Source organism: Psychrobacter sp. 1044 (genome assembly GCF_904846525.1).
In the GTDB taxonomy this organism is placed as follows: domain Bacteria; phylum Pseudomonadota; class Gammaproteobacteria; order Pseudomonadales; family Moraxellaceae; genus Psychrobacter.
Window position 1 is genome coordinate 49,120 of record NZ_CAJHAZ010000015.1, and the last position, 17,535, is coordinate 66,654.

General features: G+C 44.6%; 15 protein-coding genes. 8 read left to right on the plus strand and 7 right to left on the minus strand.

The genetic code is table 11. The annotated features are described in order from the left end of the window. Positions 1–64: 64 nt before the first annotated feature. Positions 65–514, plus strand: a complete 450-nt coding sequence (locus tag JMX82_RS11110; protein ID WP_045443381.1) for a GatB/YqeY domain-containing protein — start codon at positions 65–67, stop codon at positions 512–514. Positions 515–561: 47 nt separating this feature from the next. Here JMX82_RS11110 and JMX82_RS11115 read toward each other — a convergent pair whose 3' ends face one another. Then, complete coding sequence (locus JMX82_RS11115; protein WP_227676668.1) at positions 562–2,232, minus strand: M48 family metalloprotease; 1,671 nt, start codon at positions 2,230–2,232, stop codon at positions 562–564. 652 nt (positions 2,233–2,884) lie between these two features. On the opposite strand from JMX82_RS11115, the gene JMX82_RS11120 reads away from it, so the two are divergent. The 4 genes from JMX82_RS11120 (at position 2,885) to thiS (ending at position 5,210) form a co-directional block, all read left to right on the plus strand. Then, positions 2,885–3,340 carry a sulfurtransferase TusA family protein gene (locus JMX82_RS11120; protein WP_201540589.1) on the plus strand — a complete coding sequence of 152 codons (456 nt, stop codon included), beginning with the start codon at positions 2,885–2,887 and terminating at the stop codon, positions 3,338–3,340. A 241-nt stretch (positions 3,341–3,581) separates the two neighbouring features. After that, a complete protein-coding gene (rpoH, locus tag JMX82_RS11125; protein WP_198329691.1) occupies positions 3,582–4,445 on the plus strand; it encodes an RNA polymerase sigma factor RpoH in 864 nt (287 codons plus the stop codon). Positions 4,446–4,508: 63 nt separating this feature from the next. Continuing rightward, on the plus strand, positions 4,509–4,886 hold the full coding sequence (locus tag JMX82_RS11130) for a DUF423 domain-containing protein (RefSeq protein WP_201540590.1): 378 nt from the start codon (positions 4,509–4,511) through the stop codon (positions 4,884–4,886). Between the two features lie 123 nt (positions 4,887–5,009). Further along, positions 5,010–5,210: a sulfur carrier protein ThiS gene (gene thiS / locus JMX82_RS11135; RefSeq protein ID WP_045443372.1), complete on the plus strand. Its 201-nt coding sequence runs from the start codon at positions 5,010–5,012 to the stop codon at positions 5,208–5,210. Positions 5,211–5,447: 237 nt separating this feature from the next. Here the strand turns inward: thiS and hpf are convergent, their stop codons facing one another. Both hpf and JMX82_RS11145 read right to left on the minus strand, forming a co-directional pair. After that, positions 5,448–5,816: a ribosome hibernation-promoting factor, HPF/YfiA family gene (gene hpf, locus JMX82_RS11140; protein WP_045443369.1), complete on the minus strand. Its 369-nt coding sequence runs from the start codon at positions 5,814–5,816 to the stop codon at positions 5,448–5,450. A 428-nt stretch (positions 5,817–6,244) separates the two neighbouring features. Continuing rightward, entirely contained in the window at positions 6,245–7,900 is a 1,656-nt protein-coding gene (locus JMX82_RS11145; protein ID WP_201540591.1) for an RNA polymerase factor sigma-54, read from the minus strand. Positions 7,901–8,213: 313 nt separating this feature from the next. On the opposite strand from JMX82_RS11145, the gene JMX82_RS11150 reads away from it, so the two are divergent. After that, a complete protein-coding gene (locus JMX82_RS11150) occupies positions 8,214–9,110 on the plus strand; it encodes a nitrilase-related carbon-nitrogen hydrolase (protein WP_201540592.1) in 897 nt (298 codons plus the stop codon). Between the two features lie 34 nt (positions 9,111–9,144). Here JMX82_RS11150 and JMX82_RS11155 read toward each other — a convergent pair whose 3' ends face one another. From JMX82_RS11155 to lptM, 4 genes are all read right to left on the minus strand, one after another. Further along, on the minus strand, positions 9,145–10,179 hold the full coding sequence (locus JMX82_RS11155) for a tyrosine recombinase XerC (RefSeq protein ID WP_227676669.1): 1,035 nt from the start codon (positions 10,177–10,179) through the stop codon (positions 9,145–9,147). Between the two features lie 14 nt (positions 10,180–10,193). Further along, positions 10,194–11,081, minus strand: a complete 888-nt coding sequence (gene dapF, locus JMX82_RS11160; RefSeq protein WP_201540593.1) for a diaminopimelate epimerase — start codon at positions 11,079–11,081, stop codon at positions 10,194–10,196. 262 nt (positions 11,082–11,343) lie between these two features. Further along, entirely contained in the window at positions 11,344–12,699 is a 1,356-nt protein-coding gene (gene lysA, locus JMX82_RS11165; protein ID WP_201540594.1) for a diaminopimelate decarboxylase, read from the minus strand. A 93-nt stretch (positions 12,700–12,792) separates the two neighbouring features. Continuing rightward, entirely contained in the window at positions 12,793–13,077 is a 285-nt protein-coding gene (gene lptM / locus JMX82_RS11170; protein ID WP_201540595.1) for an LPS translocon maturation chaperone LptM, read from the minus strand. A 684-nt stretch (positions 13,078–13,761) separates the two neighbouring features. Here lptM and JMX82_RS11175 point away from each other — a divergent pair. Next, positions 13,762–14,994, plus strand: coding sequence for an acetate/propionate family kinase (locus tag JMX82_RS11175; RefSeq protein WP_201540596.1), 1,233 nt, complete (start codon positions 13,762–13,764; stop codon positions 14,992–14,994). 214 nt (positions 14,995–15,208) lie between these two features. Further along, the gene (gene pta / locus JMX82_RS11180; protein ID WP_201540597.1) at positions 15,209–17,365 is read left to right on the plus strand and encodes a phosphate acetyltransferase; all 2,157 of its coding nucleotides are present in this window, start codon (positions 15,209–15,211) and stop codon (positions 17,363–17,365) included. Positions 17,366–17,535 lie beyond the last annotated feature (170 nt).

Here is a 17,535-nt window from a genome sequence, read left to right on the forward strand (position 1 = left end):
CAATTTTTATTATTATTGCTTAAAAATTTGAATAAATACCTCTTAACAAATAAGGATAATAACAATGAGCCAACTTAAACAAACTTTATCAGACAATGTCAAAGTGTCTATGAAAGCACGTGAGCTTGAACGCGTTAAAGTCTTACGCAACGTGCAAGCGGTTATCAAGCAAATTGAGATTGACCGTCAAATAGAGCTTGATGATGCGCAAGTCTTAGATATACTGCAAAAGCAGCTAAAACAACGCCATGAGTCATTGACTATTTTTACCGAAAACAACCGTGATGATTTGGCAACCAAAGAGCAGTTTGAGATTGATATCATCAATGAGTTTATGCCAAAACAAATGGATGATGCTGAACTTGCGGCCTTGGTCAATGCGGAAATCGCTGCACAAGGCGCGACATCTATGCGTGACATGGGCAGTGTGATGGGTGTATTAAAGAACAAAACCGCAGGACGCGCAGACCCTGCGCTTATCTCTAAGCTGGTGAAAGATGCGCTGCAAGGCTAGTAATTCGTGTCATCGAAAGCTAATGACGACAGCGTAAAAATAACCGCCTAAGGCTCAAAGTCTTTGGCGGTTTTTACTGCTTTGATTTCTGCATTGATATTGGCAAGTAATGGACGAGCGCTACTGGCTTGAGCCGTGGTTTGTAGTTTTTCCGCCAGTTGTTTGGCTTGGGTGAGTGACGTCAATGCACTCTCGTAACGACTACTCCATAGTTGGTCATGACTGCGATAGCGTAGCGCGTTAATGGTGGCAATATTTTTCAGGGACGCAGAGTCGGTCGTTTTTGCCAGTTTTTCATTGGCCAGTTGTAGGCTTTGCCAAGCATAACGGTCGCTTGGCTGCTGCTCGGTCAGTGGTTTAAGCAACGCTTGGGCTTTGATTGACTGATTGCTATTGGTGAGCGCTTCTGCCAAATAAAGACGCAGATCACGACGCTCAGGATAAACACGCTGCTGGCTGGCTAATACGTCCGCCGCTTGTGACCATTTATTCTGCTCCGTTAGAATTTGGCTATGAGTAATTGATAGTAAAGGCTCTAAATTTTGGCGCTGCGTAGGCGGCAGTCGATTGATTTCAGCCAGTACATCGCTTGCCTCTGTAAAGCGTTGCTGTTCGCCATACCAGTTCATCAAAGCCAATTTGGCACCTACGCTATTTTTAGCAGCCGTCATTAGCACTGTCTCTGAGGCGTGTTTACCCGTACTTTGGACACGCCAGTAGAGCAGATCAAATAAAGCCTGATGGCGCTGCTGCTGATTTAGTGACAGTGAAGGATAATGCTGGGCACGACTTTGCGCTTCACTTAAGCGCTCGTTACTCAGTGGATGCGAGCGTACGAAGCTTGGTAAAAATCGATTTTCAATTTGGTTGAGCTGGCTGCGTTGGTTCATCGTGGCAAAGAATCGCGGCATCGCCCTTGGGTCGTAGCCTGCTTGGGTCATGATTTGCATCCCCACCCGATCGGCCTCGCGTTCATTATTTCGACTAAATGCCATCGTGCTGTTCATCGTCGCCGTTTGGCTGCCCATCATCACTGCCGCCGCTGCATCACCATCGACCGCCGATGCTGCAATCGCTGCCAGCATACCGCCTATCTGCATCAGCAAAGCCTTTTTGCGCTCATCAGCACCACTTTCATAATGGCGCTGGCTGATGTGAGCAACTTCATGCGCCACCACACTGGCAAGCTCATCCATACTGCTAGCGGCCAGAATCGTCCCTGTATTGAGTCCAATGACACCGCCTGGTGCTGCAAAGGCATTGATACTTGGGTTATCAATGATAACCAAACCCATCGGCGCTTGCTGCCTTGCTTGCGCATTGAGACGCCAAGTCATGTCTTTGACCGTTTCTTGAATCCAAGGATCATGCTCCATTTTGATACGACCATTGACATTCCGTAACGACCATTCGCCGAGCAATTTGTTTTGATATTGCTCAGCGAAGCTCAAGCCTTGTCCACGCAAATTGGGCAGATTTATCTCTTCTGAGCCAGTGGTTTGCCATGAATTATAACTGGATGCCATCGCTTTGCTGCTCGTATTAGCATTATTAAGACTATCCTCACTCATGGCAGCAGTGGTCATCGTCATTAGTACCGCCGACAACGCCAATTTAATAGCGCTCGATAATGCCATCGAACGCGCAGCACTTCTACATTTTTTTCCCTGAGTCATGGGCGCATTACCAAGTATCGATTGTCTATTAAAATGGTTCAAGTGCGTATCCTATGCAAGTGAGTAATGATACTGTTTTTGAAGTAATATATTTTTGAAGTAAGATGTTTTCGACTGATTTTTTGACTAAACGTTTTTCGACTATACGAGCTTGCTGATATAAGGTCAATTCTAGTCTGCATTCGACTACCAATAACTCAGCTGTCCGTCACTATTGTGCAACATGTCTTTAGTCAATCCCATATAAAATGGATATGGTGTCAGGCGCGCTCAATCTACTATTTTTAGTACTTTTGCTCGCCTTCCTTCTATCTAAATTATCTTGACAGACTATATGTGATTCTAATGAACTGAATGTGACGTTGATTATATTCAACTTCAACTACATATCGGCTATTTGATATAATGGCATTTCACGACTATAGGATCTGGTCACTGCCGAGTGTCATTTAAGAATAACAAGCACTGTCATTGCGTGTTTGCGAATGTTCAATACAATCTAGGGCGTGTCCTCATTTTAAAAATGAGATAAATTGCCGTCAAACAAGGAAAATAGCGCACATAATATCGAGATATTAAGAAGCTATTTGACGATGTTTAGCAAAATTTAGCTATTTTTAGCCCATTTAGAAAGTAATCGATTGAATTGAGGACACGCCCTAGTACAAATCAAAATATTTATAAGGTTTATTTTATGTCTGCTGATCGTCAGTCAACCACCGTATATTCGCCTTATTCTATAAACTTATCAGCAGATTTGTCTGATACTGAGCAGCAAGACATCAATAACCTGTTAGACTTGTTACCAGCGCCTACCGTCACTACAGATCATGAGGCGAATGAAACGCAGTCCATTCATGTCCAACGTTTCGTCGATGGTCGCGGACTTGCTTGTCCAATGCCGCTGTTAAAAACCAAAGTGGCACTACGTAACGTCACAGCTGGCGGTTCATTATACGTGGTCGCAACTGATGCCAACTCACAGGCTGATATCACCGCTTTTTGTCAACAAAGCCAGCAAGCAAATGCCGCAAGTCAACTGCGATTAATCGTTAATAGCATGACGGATCAACCATCAGCGGATAGCTTATCAGCACAGCGTTTCGATACAATATATCACTTCATCATTACTAAAACTGATAGCAACTAAGTGTCGCTATCCTTTACAATTACAACTATAAAGATTTTTATCTGACTATTTGCGTCACTATTTAATCAAGGTCAAGAATATGGCTAATAATTCTACTGATACTGCAAAAACGAATAAAAAAGATGAGGCAGCTCCTATAAAAAACGAAGCACGTGATGCCGCATTAAAAGCTGCCGCCCAACGTCCACCTTATGATGCTAGCGCCTTAGGCGATACTAGCACCCGTGACTTAGTGCCAGCGATGCCGACTCATTTGTCAGCGCCTGGGGTCAATTTGGGCGCTTATATCAACACTGTGCACCAAATCCCAATTTTGACACCAATCCAAGAGCAAGAGCTGGCACATCGTTATTATGACGAAGGCGATGTAGAAGCAGCGCGTCTGCTCGTGATGTCGCACCTGCGTTTTGTGATTCATATTGCCCGTAGCTACTCGGGTTATGGTTTGCCGCAAGCAGACTTAATCCAAGAGGGCAATCTGGGACTAATGAAGGCTGTAAAACGCTTTGACCCGAATAAGGGCGTGCGTTTGGTGTCATTTGCAGTGCATTGGATTAAAGCAGAAATTCATGAATTTGTGATTCGTAACTGGCGCATTGTCAAAGTTGCGACCACCAAAGCGCACCGTAAATTGTTCTTTAACTTACGTAGTCTCAAAAAAACCAACAACCAGCTAACGCTAGAAGAGGCTGATGCCATTGCCAAGGACTTAAATGTCACACGCAAGCAGGTGTTAGAAATGGAATCGCGGCTTACCTCTTATGACGCCTCGTTTGAAGCGCAATCTAGCGATGACGACGATGGACGTTATGCACCGCAGCTATTTTTAGAAGATGGTATCGATCCTGCCGAGCAGTTAGAAGAAGCAGATTGGGAAGAAAGCAACTCATCTGCATTGATTGCGGCAATGGATACCCTTGATGAGCGCTCACGCGATATCGTGGAGCAACGCTGGCTCTCTGAGCAAAAATCAACCTTACACGAATTGGCAGCCGTCTACTCTATCTCAGCCGAACGCGTGCGCCAAATCGAAAAAAATGCCATGGACAAAATCCGCGAGGCAATGACCATTGATAGCGTTATTTTGCCAGACGATATTCAGTAGTTATTACCTATCAGTAGTGCCTGTCTTTCACTAGCGGTAGTTTTTAGATAATACGAGTTTGTCATGTTAAATTGGATAGGTATTGCGGCGATCAATATGGCCATTGCTGTCGCTTTAGGAGCGTTTGGAGCGCATGGCTTAAAAAATATCGCCAGTTTGCAACAACTCGAATGGTGGCATACTGCAACACTGTATTTGTTTATACATGCGCTGGGTTTATTACTGGTTGGTCTGTTCATTCGCCTGAGATATGCCACTCAAATCACTGCATGGCTACTACAAATTGGCATTATAATATTTGCTGGTAGCTTATATGCAATGACACTTGGCGCACCACTTTGGTTTGGCGCGATTACGCCTATCGGCGGCGTACTAATGATTGCAGGTTGGCTATGGTTAGCAGTGTCATCATTCAAGATGAACAAATTGGTTGCAAAATAGCCAGTCAAACAAGAATAATTAAATTGCATTTTAGAGCATGTCTTCATTTTGAAAATAGAGATAAAAATGAGGACACGCCTTAGTACACACAAAAGGATAAAAAATCATTAAGGAGTATATTTTATGAGTACCATTATCGTTAATGGTAAGAAACTACAGACTACCCATCAGACCGTGCAATTGGTCATCAATGAGCTTGGTCTTAGCCAAGGTCGTTATGCAGTAGAAGTCGATGGCGAACTGATTCCAAAGAGTGAGCTTGCTCAATTAAGTATCGCTGAAGGTATGAATATCGAAGTGGTACAAGCGGTTGGTGGCGGCTAATTAGCCAAAATAATGCTCTATTGATTTGAAAATAAATGTGCTTAAAGAAATATATTTAAAGGTGAGTTTTTAAAAAATAATTGCTCATAAAAAAGACCTCAACGTAGCAAACGTTTGAGGTCTTTTTCCGTTTTAGGCAATGTCATTTAGAGATATCTAAAAATGCGGCTATTTATACTATTTATTATTTCATCAGCCAGTAATCAGTAACCTTCAAATACCCTAAACTCTATAACATTAAACTGCTGGAGCAGCATCGTCTGTCATCAGCTCTTCATAGCGTCCATCACGCCCAGCACCCTGAGTCTTTTTACTCTCCAACTTAGTTTTGTACTTGCGTACTTGTCTATCAAGTTTGTCTGCCATCTCGTTAATGGCTTTATACATATCATCGTCAAGCGCTTGGACAAACATCTCTTTACCCGATACTCGCATAATCGCTTCAGCCTTATGGCTCTTTATAGCACCGCTGTTATCTAATGATAAAATGACTTGAATACTTTGAATTTGATCAAAATGACGACCAATTTTATCAAGTTTTTCTTGAACAGCTGCGTTCATAGCGTCGGTGACACTGATATGGTGACCACTGATAGAAACATTCATATTATTGTCCTTTTATTATGACTTACATTGTTGCCTACGTTGTTGCTTGCGTTGTTACTTACAATCAACAGATGAGCCAGCATTCCTGCTTTTTCACCCTGCCTTACCAACAATGAATGGGGTGTCTTTATTTATCAGCGCCTTTAGTAATCGATACTTTTAGCAAAAATCGAACGTATCCTTTCGTTGTCATTTTGATTAATGAGATAAGTAAATACGCTAAATCGACACTTAGATTTCGTTGCTGGTATGACTCTAATTTGTCATGAATATCGAATAGTAGCAAGACAGTAAAGTGTAATTAAATGTAATAAAAAAGGTTGTTTCCTCAATGTTTCTATATAATCATAAAATTTTATTTTTTATATTTATCAAGAAATATATTAGCGATAGCACGATTTTTCTCTTAACTCATTGAATTGTGACATTTAATATTTCTGTTTACGCTGAGTAGACGAGCCAATATTCATTGCTTCACGATATTTGGCCACGGTTCTTCTGGCGATATCGATACCTTCGGATAATAAACAATCTTTTATGCGACTGTCAGATAATGGCTTTTTGGCATCTTCATTGGCTATCAATTGCTTAATCATGGCGCTAATGGCAGTCGATGAAATATCGCCGTCGGTACTGCTGACATGAGATGAAAAGAAATGCTTGAGTGAAAACAATCCCTGCGGCGTCAAAATTGTTTTACTGGTGGTTAGACGTGAAACGGTCGATTCGTGCAAATCCACTTCTTCGGCAATGGCTTTTAGAATAAGGGGTTGCATGGCAGTCGCGCCATGCTGCAAGAACTCTTGCTGATAACGCACGATACTGGTTGCCACTTTTAATAAGTTTTGATTACGCTCTTCAATACTACGAATAAACAAGCGCGCATCGGTGAGGTTTTCACGCAGATATTGATTGTCGGGGCTGTCATCACCGCGCTTCACCAAATTGGCATATTCTTGATTGACTCTTAGCTTTGGCATGGTGTCAGGATTGAGGCGCACATTCCAGCCGTCCTCTTGCGTCGATTTATCTGAACTCGTCTGACTCTGATGGTGACGTATAGGCGTGACCAAAACATCAGGAATATCATAGCTGGCTGGCGACTGAGTATAGTCTGGTTGGCTACTTTGAAATAGCAGGCCAGGTGACGGATTCAAGGTACGCAGCAAGTTAAGCGCGGGGGTAATCTGTGTAGGCGCGAGTCCAGTCCGCTCAGTCAATGCTTTGATGTTATTGCTCACCAAATGCTCACTGGCTGACAATAATGCTTGCGCTTCTTTTAGATGGTCAGTATTTGCATCGAGCTTGGACAATTGAATCGCTAGGCACTCACTGAGATTTCGCGCCCCGACACCCAGCGGATCGCAAGACTGAATAACACGTAAAACAGCCATGACTTCATCGTGCTCAACAGATTCATCCCATTGATAAAAACTTGCCATAGTATCGAAGCTTTGCAACAGCTCATCGATATCAAGCCGCACAAAACCCATGTCATCCATAGAGTCTATCAGATAGGTTGCAATCAACATGTCCGCTTCTGAGAGATGCTTAAAGTTCAGCTGCCAGCGCACGTGATCTTGTATGGTGGCAGAAGTGCCGCCTTGATAACTGTCAAAATCCTCGTCACTTTTGCTCCCCGAACTGCTTGCCGTAGATGCATAATTACTGCTATCAACACTACTTTCAAAGCTACTATAGTCGTCACTATCCATCGTATTATTGTCTATGGCACCATCATCGATACTGGCTTGCTGTAATTTGTCCAAGCTATCACTAAAGTCTTCATCTGGTTCAGAGTTGTGGGTATTACTCTCAGAGGTTGCACTAAATGAGTCAATATCAGTGCTCTGGTTCCAGCTATCAAGTGTCAATGACTCATCTACTCTATCGCCGCTGCCATAATCGTATTCATCTTCATCATCCTCAATACGTTCAAGCAATGGATTACTATCCAGCTTGGCCTGAACTTCTTGCGCAAGCTCAAGACTAGAGAGTTGCAGCAATTTAATGGCTTGCTGCATTTGCGGGGTCAGTTTTTGTGAGGTGCTCAGCGTGGTCGCCAATCCGAAAGACATACTCATGGGTGGCTTATTACACTCCGATACTGGTGATAGTCTATATATGTTGCCACTTAAAGTAGCGATTTAACGTTATCAGGACATGACGATAGCATTTTTCGTGGCAATTTTGCTATGATAATTTATAGACGGCCCAATACGCTTATTGCTCTCTACTTATAAAACTCTATAAATTTGACCGTTTTAGCATGAACTGCTAAAGAATAAACAACCAAATCTTGTTGATAATAATAAGGCTGTATAAAAAATACAAGGTACATGACACAAAACCTTCGAGCCAATTGAATCACTCTTAACATTAACCGAGAATAATACGATGAATAATCAAGCAAACAAACCGCACCTTATCACTGCTGCGATTCAAATGAATAGCCAGCAAAACATCGAAAAAAACGTAACGGCTATAAAAGCTGCCATCTGCGATGCCAGTCATCAAGGTGCTCACCTTGTTGTCTTACCTGAAAACTGCTGTAGCATGGGCGAGCAATTTGCCACCGCAGAGCGCTTTGATGCGCTATCAGCGACGATAGCAGACTATGCCAGTACTTACGGTGTCTATGTGCTGGCAGGCTCACTGCCCTGCCCTTATCGCCCTGATGGCGTTATCGTGCCTGATGGCAGACTGCGCCAAGTCAGTCAGCTATTTGCCCCTGATGGTACGCGAGTGGCACGCTATGACAAAATTCACCTATTCACGGCGACGGTAGCAGATAAACATGGCAGCTATAATGAAGCGGCGACGTTTGAGCCCGGTACACAGACTGTAGTTGCAACAGTAGAGAGTAATCATGCTGCTTATCAACTGGGTATGATGGTTTGTTTTGATTTGCGTTTTCCCGCATTGGCACAGCGCTTACGTCAAGCAGGCGCTGACCTATTAAGTGCGCCATCGGCATTTACTTACTTAACGGGGCAAGCACACTGGTCGCTGTTACTTCGCGCACGGGCGTTAGACAGTCAGTGCATGGTCATTGGCGCAGCACAAGGCGGCGACCATGTTTATAAAAACGGTGATATCCGTCAAACGTGGGGGCATACCACTATCACAGCTTTTGATGGCACGATTATTAACAGCTATGAGGATAGTGAATTAAACAACGCTATTAATAAAGATAATAAAAATTATGCTTTGATTTTGGCAACCTTAGATAAACAGACTCAACAGCAAGGCCGCCAAAAAATGCCCATTTTTGACTGTCATCGTTTGGCGTAAGTCAGTTTCAATACTGAATAGTAAGTATTGAATATTAGGTGTTGTTTTCTTCGGTCCGTGTATGAGTCGCGCGCGGATGAGCGCGATCATAGACTTGCGTGAGTTTAGCAAAATCGACATGGGTATAAATTTGCGTGGTACTGATATCGCTATGCCCAAGCATTTCTTGCACCGCACGCAAATCACCACTGCCCGACAGCATGTGCGAGGCAAAACAATGGCGCAATAGATGCGGATACATATTTTGTGCGATGCCAGCACGGGTAGCCGCAACTTTGAGACGCTGCTGTACTGCCCGTGTTGATAAACGCGTACCCAATTTTTCACTAATGAATAATGCGCTGTCCATTTGCTCCACCCAAAGATTACGATGCGGTAGATAACGGCTAATCGCTTCTGCTGCCTTGATACCTAACGGCACCAAACGCGTTTTATTGCCCTTACCTGTCACGCGCACGCGCAGGTCTGACAAATCTACATCTACCATATCCAACGCGACCAACTCACCTACGCGCAGACCGCTGCTGTATAGCAATTCAAACATCGCCTTATCACGCAGCCATAGGCGCGCTTGTTCGGGTGTATCAGGCATCTCTTGGTCAAGCAGTTGAGTGAGCAAATCAACATCAGCGATAGACGGCAGCGGTCGAGGACTACGCTTGAGCTGATAGCCAGTCGTTGGATTGATACGTGCTAAATCCTCTTCTATCAAACAGCCATAAAAATGGCGAATTGCTGACAGCTCTTGCTGGACGCTGGCAAGTGCCAGCTTATCTTCATCCAAGCGTTGGCTGATATGCTGGGCTAATTGGCGCTTATCGCAGCGCGTCCACGTCAGACGTTTCCCACGTAAAAACAGCGCCAATTGATTCAGTCCTGCAAAATAAGCGGTCAACGTATGCGGCGAATGATTGCGCACCGACAAGACATTAAGCCAACGATGCACGGGCGCTAACAAATCACGTAATGCAGCATCCGACTCTATAGCCGCGGCGTGCTCGACTGATAGCCATGCTTTTGCCTCAGAATCTGAGGTAGGCTCCATCGTATGATTGTTTTTATTGGACATAGCCCTATTATCCATTAGCTTTCTGGATTGGGCTTGATGCCCGCTTGTGCCATCAGACCATCTGGGCTAAATACGCCTTCGTAAACAAAGGCGGTCGGACCGGTCATCATCACTGAATAACCCGGCTGCCATTTGATGATCATACTGCCACCATAAAGCTGCGCACGCACGTCTTCGCCTTCATCGAGCCAGCCTTCGCGGATACCAACCGCTACTGCGGCACAAGCGCCAGTACCACAGGCTTGTGTCTCACCGACACCGCGCTCATAGACACGCAGACGAATGTGACGCTGATTCATCACTTGCATAAAGCCGACATTGACGCGGTCGGGAAAGGCGGGATGCGATTCGATGGCTTTGCCTAAGGTTTCAACGTCGGCATCGAGCACGTTATCAACTTTGATAACGGCATGCGGGTTGCCCATATTGGCAACATAAAGCTGTACAGGAGTGCCATTTACATCGAGATGATAGGCGTTTTGAATTTTGGTCGTGGCTCTGGGGGTAAAAGGAATCTCGCTTGGTTCAAATTTCGGCTTACCCATATCGACTTCGACCCAGCCATAACGATCAGTGGTCAATGAAATGATGCCGCTCGCCGTCTCAACACGCAAACGCTGTTTAAATGACAGTTTACGCGCTTGCACAAAACGGGCAAAACAGCGCGCACCATTACCGCACTGCTCAACTTCTGACCCATCAGCATTAAAAATGCGATAACTAAAATCAACGTCAGGACGCATCGGTGGCTCAACGACGAGCAGCTGATCAAAGCCAATACCCAAATGACGGTCACCCAGTAACTGTACCAAATCCTTGGTCAAATCTAAGCGCTGAGTCACCAAATCGATGACCATAAAATCATTGCCCAGACCATGCATCTTCGTAAATTCTATTAGCATATCCTTGTTATCCTATCCTATTTTTATGTATGTCTTATATTAGCACGCTGTCAGATACAATCATAACTATCACCGCTATCAAATACTAAGTTAACACGATGCTAAATCCACCTTGTACAGCCAAACTGATATCTCTCATTAGAGCAGGCCATAAAAAAGCCCATCATCATAAAGACAAGGGGCTTTTTATCTAGAGCATGTCCTCAGTCTAAACGAAAACGCCTAAATGGGCTAAAAATGGCTAAATCTGTTGGTCAACGATTTATTTACCTTGCCACAATACTTCGTCCGCATATAGTGCTTCAATGGTTTCGCGTTTGCGAATCAGTTGATGGCTATCATCGGCGACCATTACTTCACTAGCACGCGGGCGTGAATTATAATTACTACTCATGGTAAAGCCGTACGCACCAGCGCCTGTGATTGCTAAAACATCGCCTGCCGCGAGCGACAATAAACGGTCTTTCGCTAAAAAATCACCCGTTTCGCAAATAGCGCCAACGATATCCCATGGCTGTGTGCCATCAGTGTCGATGCCATTCTCAGGCAAAACACTTGGAATGACTGCCATTTCAGCTTGATATAACGCCGGACGAATCAAGTCATTCATTGCTGCGTCAACAATGGCAAAGTTCTTATGTTCCGTTGGTTTGAGCACATCAACCTTAGTCAATAATACCCCAGCATTTGCCACAATACTGCGACCCGGCTCAAAGAATACCGTTAAGCCAAGCTCGCTAAGTTTCGGTAATAACGCTTGGGCAAACTCGTCGATAGATACTGGTGTCTCATCGATATAACGCACACCCAAACCACCGCCCAAATCGATATGACGCAGCTCAATACCTTTATCACGTAAATTGTGTATTAGCTCAATCACTTTATCTAAAGCTGCTACAAATGGCGCAACTTCAGTCAACTGCGAGCCAATATGACAGTCAATACCGACGATATCAATATGGGATAACTGTGCCGCTTGCTCATAGACGGCAACCGCGTCTTCGTGGGTAATACCGAATTTATTGTCTTTTAACCCTGTTGAGATATACGGATGGGTTTTGGCGTCGACATTGGGATTAACCCGTAGTGAAATTGGCGCAGGTTTATCCAATTTCTGTGCCACATCATTAATTAAAGCCAGCTCGCTGATTGACTCTACGTTAAAACAACCAATACCTTGGGTCAGGGCATATTCGATATCGCTATAGGTTTTGCCCACACCTGAGAACACCACACGTGAAGCAGCACCACCTGCCGCCAATACGCGCATGAGCTCGCCACGAGAGACGATATCAAACCCTGCGCCTGCTTGCGCCAATATACCAAGTACCGCAAGGTTAGAGTTTGCTTTTACCGCATAACAAATCTGGTGCGTTAAACTGGCAAAGCTATCGCTATAAGCTTGATAAACATCCAAAATGGCTTGTTTTGAGTAAACATAGCATGGCGTATCGTAGTGTTTAACCACATCATCAATGCTCACCTGCTCCATATACAGTGCACCATCGCGATAATCTAGCGCGGGTAAATGGGCGGTTAAAGCTTGAGGATTAATATACAAGCCTTGCTCAGTTTGGATCGTGACAGATTCGCCAGTTTGTTGCTCAGAATGACTCATATAAACATCTCTAATTTCATCAGGTTATCAAAGTTAAAAAATCTTAGGGTGCACACCGAAATCTCGTTGACGGCATTGAGTTTTTAATCAAAATCAATAATCATTCGGGTCTTCACTGGGTTCCGGTAGCTTAAAATCATCCATTTCTTGATGACCATCATCTTGTGTCGAATAGGTACTACCCTGTATGCCAGCGCTATCCGTAGCTCCTTGAACCGTCTGGCTACTAGCGTCGGCGAGGTATAGATTGCCTTTTTGACCGCAACCCGTCAAACCCATTATAACCACCCCACTAATAATAAAAGTGGAGATAACACGGCGACCAAGATCAGCGACATTAGTGTGCTCAGTTTTCGAAAAGCGGTTAATAGTAAACATAGAATAGAGAACCTGTGACGTTGCAATGGCATGAGGATGATAAAAAGCACGAGTCATAAAGGCGATAGATCAAACCCTATAGACAGCTAAACAAAAGCTATCGCCATAGCTAAAAAATGACAATATGACTGCTTTGGATAATAGCATTATTACATAATGCTGTGTGCATACTGAATATCCCTAATCAATAAATTTGGACGAGTTCGGTTTTGCTAAGTTTTGCTAAGCTTTACTAGACCGTGCAACTGCCATTTACTAAGCGAGCGTTGATACTAGCGGTCTTAATGTATCGCTATAAGGGTAAAACAGCCTATTATATTTACTTAGACAAATTTTCTTACAATTTATTATGAGCTACTATATTTCACTGTAGCAGCCGACAAACCCTAGCGACACTCGGTGTACAGTTGTATTGTCTATACCACATTCTATCAATTTAACCCTTATAGTTATCGTGGTATAGCCATAAAACTATGGTACATTATGTGTAGACCTTGCGACTGTGTTAAGGCGCTAGCATGCGACTTAACAAGCACTGATCAATAGTGCCAGCCCAAGAGTGACCAGAATCAGCAATGTACTTGCTTGACCTATGTCGGCATGGATGCGGCTGGTTTTTGTTTATTCAACCGGTACTCGTCTGTGATGAGTCACCCTTTACAAAATACAATCTAAGGACAGAGTATGAGCGCCAGCCTAACCACCACTTTTGATGACAAAAATACCGAAACATCGAACCTAATCAATCCCACCTTAGTCCTCAACTGTGGTTCCTCTTCTATCAAATACGCGCTGATTAGCGAAGACAATTCTATTCGTATCACTGGTTTGGCCGAAAACTTAGGACTCGATACTGCTCGTATCAAACACACGACGTTGAATGGTGATAAGCTGGAAATCTCTATCTCAGGTGGTCGTCATCAGTTAGCATTACAAAAAATTCTTGAGCTATTAGAACAGTATCATTTCATCGCCGTTGGTCATCGCGTGGTTCATGGTGGCCGTGAGTACTCTGCAGCAGTCCGTGTCGATGAGCATGTACTGGACGAAGTAAAACGCTTAAAAATACTCGCGCCACTGCATAACCCTGCCCATGCTTTAGGTATCGAAGCGGTACAGGCAATTTATCCTGATATCCCTCAAGTCGTCGTCTTTGATACAGCCTTTCACCAAACCATGCCTCCTGTTGCTTTTCGCTACCCACTACCAAAAGCCCTATACGAAGAACACAAAATCCGCCGTTATGGCTTTCATGGTACCTCTCATGCTTACGTCTCAGAGCGCGCCAGTGAAATTACAGCATCTAAAGGCCCACATGGCTGGCTTACAGCGCATCTGGGTAATGGCTGCTCGGCAACTGCCGTTTATGACGGCAAAAGTTTCGATACCAGTATGGGTCTGACCCCGCTTGAAGGGCTCATGATGGGTACGCGTAGTGGTGATGTTGACCCAAGTCTACACATACACCTAAAGCGCCAGCTCGGTATGAGCTTGGAAGAGATTGATGCCATGCTCAATAATGAAAGTGGTCTATTGGGTGTCTCAGGCTTGTCTAATGATTTACGTACCGTCGAACAAGCGGCGAACGAAGGTCACGCAGATGCCAAACTCGCTATCGAGATGTTCTGTTACCGCGTCGGTAAATATCTTGCCAGCTTAAGCTGCGCGCTGCCAGAATTCACAGGTATTGTCTTTACGGGTGGTATCGGTGAAAACTCAGTCACCACCCGTACCAGTATCTTAGAAGTGATGCGTCATTTCGGCATAAAAGTAGACGCTGACAAAAATGCGAGCTTGTTTGGTGGTAGCGAAGGCAGCTTCCACGCAGACGATAGCAGCATCGAGCTATGGGTTGTGCCAACTGATGAAGAGTGCCGTATTGCTCAAGAAACACGTGAAGCATTGGGCTTACTCTAAGCTCGACACTTTTTATAAGTTGCTTATATTATAAATTGCTTATAATTTTCTCATAAGCTTCTATTCGTCTTATAAGCTTTTATTCATTAGACGTGTTAAGTTATTTTTTGCCCAGCGCTTCTTATACATAGCCTATGATGAGAAGCGCGACGTTTTACTCATTCCAGCAAGGATGAAGTGAGCTTTAAAAATATAATAAACCGTAGGATACTTTATGCAAACCATTTTACTAGTTCCCATCAGCCGTGGTATCGGCGTAACGTCAGCAGCGCTTGGATTGATCCGCGCTCTTGATTACAACGGTATCAAAGCGGGCTTTATGAAGCCATTTTTGCAAGATGATACACTTGATAAGCAAAACAGTTTAGACAGCTCAAGCGCGTTAGCAATGCATGCTTTTGGTCTGACGCCACCTAAATCTATCAGTCGGCAGCGTGTTGAGCGTATGATTGGTGATGATAATCTTGATGACTTGATGGAAGAAGTGGTCGTCAACTATCATACTCTGGGCGATGATTATGATGTGGTGATCTGTGAAGGCTTAGTACCGACCACAGAGACCTCTTATGCCTCGCAAATCAACCGTGCGATTGCCCATGCATTAGATGCTAGAATCATCTTTGTTAGCACTGCTGATACCAGTAAACCGGCCTATCTGGCTGATAAACTTGACGTTCACGCTCGTGAGTTTGGCGGCATCGCCCATGAGCGCACGCTCGGCGCGATTTTGATGCGTGTACATGACTTGCCAAATGCACAAAGCACCGTAGAAAATCAAATCGTTGCCCCTGGCGAAGCAGTTGTGAGTTTAGATGAAGGCTTTATGCAAGAAGTCCAGCGCCTATCACCACATTTTAATACTGATGCGTTCCGTTTAATCGGGGTGGTGCCATTCAGTGATTCACTGTCCGTGCCTCGTACGTGGGATATCGCCACTGAGCTTGATGCCAAATGGCTCAATGTCGGTGAAGCTAAGTCACGCCGTATTAACCGCATTAGCCTAACCGCACGCTCGGTCGCACGCGTCGATGAGGTGTTTAAACGTGGCACCCTTATCGTCGTACCGGGCGATCGAGATGATTTACTATTAGCAGCTGGACTGGCTTGTATCAATGGTATACCGCTGGCAGGATTGGTATTAACCGGCGGCGTCGAGCCGAGTGCAACCGTCGCTGAGCTATGGCAATCTGCCCTCAAAACAGGTATCCCTGTCATGAGTGTCGAAAGTGACAGCTATGAGACCGTACAAAGCCTCATGCACATGAGCGCAGAGATTCCAAGTGATGATACCGAACGTGCTGAAGAAGTGGCTCGTTATGTCGCCGCTCATTTAAATCTTAGCTGGATTAAAGACTATTTTAGTCAAAATCATGAGCCGCGCCTCTCACCATCTGCATTCCGTCATCAAGTGGTTAAAAAAGCACAAAACGCCAAAAAACGCATCGTGCTACCAGAGGGTTCCGAGCCGCGTACGGTTGAAGCCGCTTGTATCTGTCAAAGCCGCGGCATCGCCAACTGTGTACTACTCGCTAAGCGTAGCGATGTCGAGCAAGTGGCTAAAAATCTTGACTTAGTTTTACCAGAAGGTCTTGAAATAATTGACCCCGATACGCTTGATATGGATAAGTATATCGCTGCAGTGGTCGAACGCCGTAAAGGCAAAACCAGCGCAGAAGTCGCGGCTGAATACTTAAAAGACACCGTATATCTAGGCACGACCATGCTACAGATGGACGAAGTCGACGGCCTCGTTTCTGGCGCGATTCATACCACTGCCAATACTGTCCGTCCAGCGTTTCAGTTGATTAAGACCGCACCGCAATACTCGCTCGTATCATCAATATTTTTTATGCTGCTGCCTGAGCAAGTGGTGGTCTACGGTGACTGTGCCATTAATCCTGATCCAAATGCCGAAGAACTGGCTGAGATTGCCATTCAATCAGCACAGTCTGCTGCTGCCTTCGGTATTGATCCAAAAGTCGCGATGATTAGCTATTCTACAGGCTCATCAGGAACTGGCGCAGATGTCGAAAAAGTCACTCGTGCGACCCAAATCGTCCGCGAGCGTGCGCCACACCTAAAAGTCGATGGGCCGCTACAGTATGACGCCGCTTCTGTCATGAGCGTCGGCAAGCAAAAAGCGCCTGACTCACCTGTCGCTGGGCAAGCCAATGTCTTTATTTTCCCAGACCTCAATACGGGCAATACCACTTATAAAGCCGTACAACGTAGCGCCAATGTAGTGAGTGTTGGCCCAATGCTGCAAGGTTTGAATAAGCCAGTAAACGACTTGTCTCGCGGAGCCTTGGTCGATGATATTATCTACACCATCGCCCTTACCGCTATTCAAGCTCATAGCGACGCGATTTAATTGCATTAAAATGTGTGACTAATTGCGCTATAGGTAACCGACTATCAAAATGATGGTCGGTTTTTTATTGGCTATGTTTATAACTGACTTTTTAAAACGCTTTCATTACGGATAGCTAAGCGCTCATTTTACCTAGTATTTCAGCACTTTTAATGACAGATGCCCACTTG

Bases quoted from the DNA above. Each gene is read 5' to 3' on its own strand.
- JMX82_RS11110 (WP_045443381.1), top strand. From the start codon at position 65: ATGAGCCAACTTAAACAAACTTTATCAGACAATGTCAAAGTGTCTATG.
- JMX82_RS11120 (WP_201540589.1), top strand. From the start codon at position 2,885: ATGTCTGCTGATCGTCAGTCAACCACCGTATATTCGCCTTATTCTATA.
- rpoH (WP_198329691.1), top strand. From the start codon at position 3,582: ATGCCGACTCATTTGTCAGCGCCTGGGGTCAATTTGGGCGCTTATATC.
- JMX82_RS11130 (WP_201540590.1), top strand. From the start codon at position 4,509: ATGTTAAATTGGATAGGTATTGCGGCGATCAATATGGCCATTGCTGTC.
- thiS (WP_045443372.1), top strand. From the start codon at position 5,010: ATGAGTACCATTATCGTTAATGGTAAGAAACTACAGACTACCCATCAG.
- hpf (WP_045443369.1), bottom strand. From the start codon at position 5,816: ATGAATGTTTCTATCAGTGGTCACCATATCAGTGTCACCGACGCTATG.
- JMX82_RS11145 (WP_201540591.1), bottom strand. From the start codon at position 7,900: ATGAGTATGTCTTTCGGATTGGCGACCACGCTGAGCACCTCACAAAAA.
- JMX82_RS11150 (WP_201540592.1), top strand. From the start codon at position 8,214: ATGAATAATCAAGCAAACAAACCGCACCTTATCACTGCTGCGATTCAA.
- JMX82_RS11155 (WP_227676669.1), bottom strand. From the start codon at position 10,179: ATGTCCAATAAAAACAATCATACGATGGAGCCTACCTCAGATTCTGAG.
- dapF (WP_201540593.1), bottom strand. From the start codon at position 11,081: ATGCTAATAGAATTTACGAAGATGCATGGTCTGGGCAATGATTTTATG.
- lysA (WP_201540594.1), bottom strand. From the start codon at position 12,699: ATGAGTCATTCTGAGCAACAAACTGGCGAATCTGTCACGATCCAAACT.
- lptM (WP_201540595.1), bottom strand. From the start codon at position 13,077: ATGTTTACTATTAACCGCTTTTCGAAAACTGAGCACACTAATGTCGCT.
- JMX82_RS11175 (WP_201540596.1), top strand. From the start codon at position 13,762: ATGAGCGCCAGCCTAACCACCACTTTTGATGACAAAAATACCGAAACA.
- pta (WP_201540597.1), top strand. From the start codon at position 15,209: ATGCAAACCATTTTACTAGTTCCCATCAGCCGTGGTATCGGCGTAACG.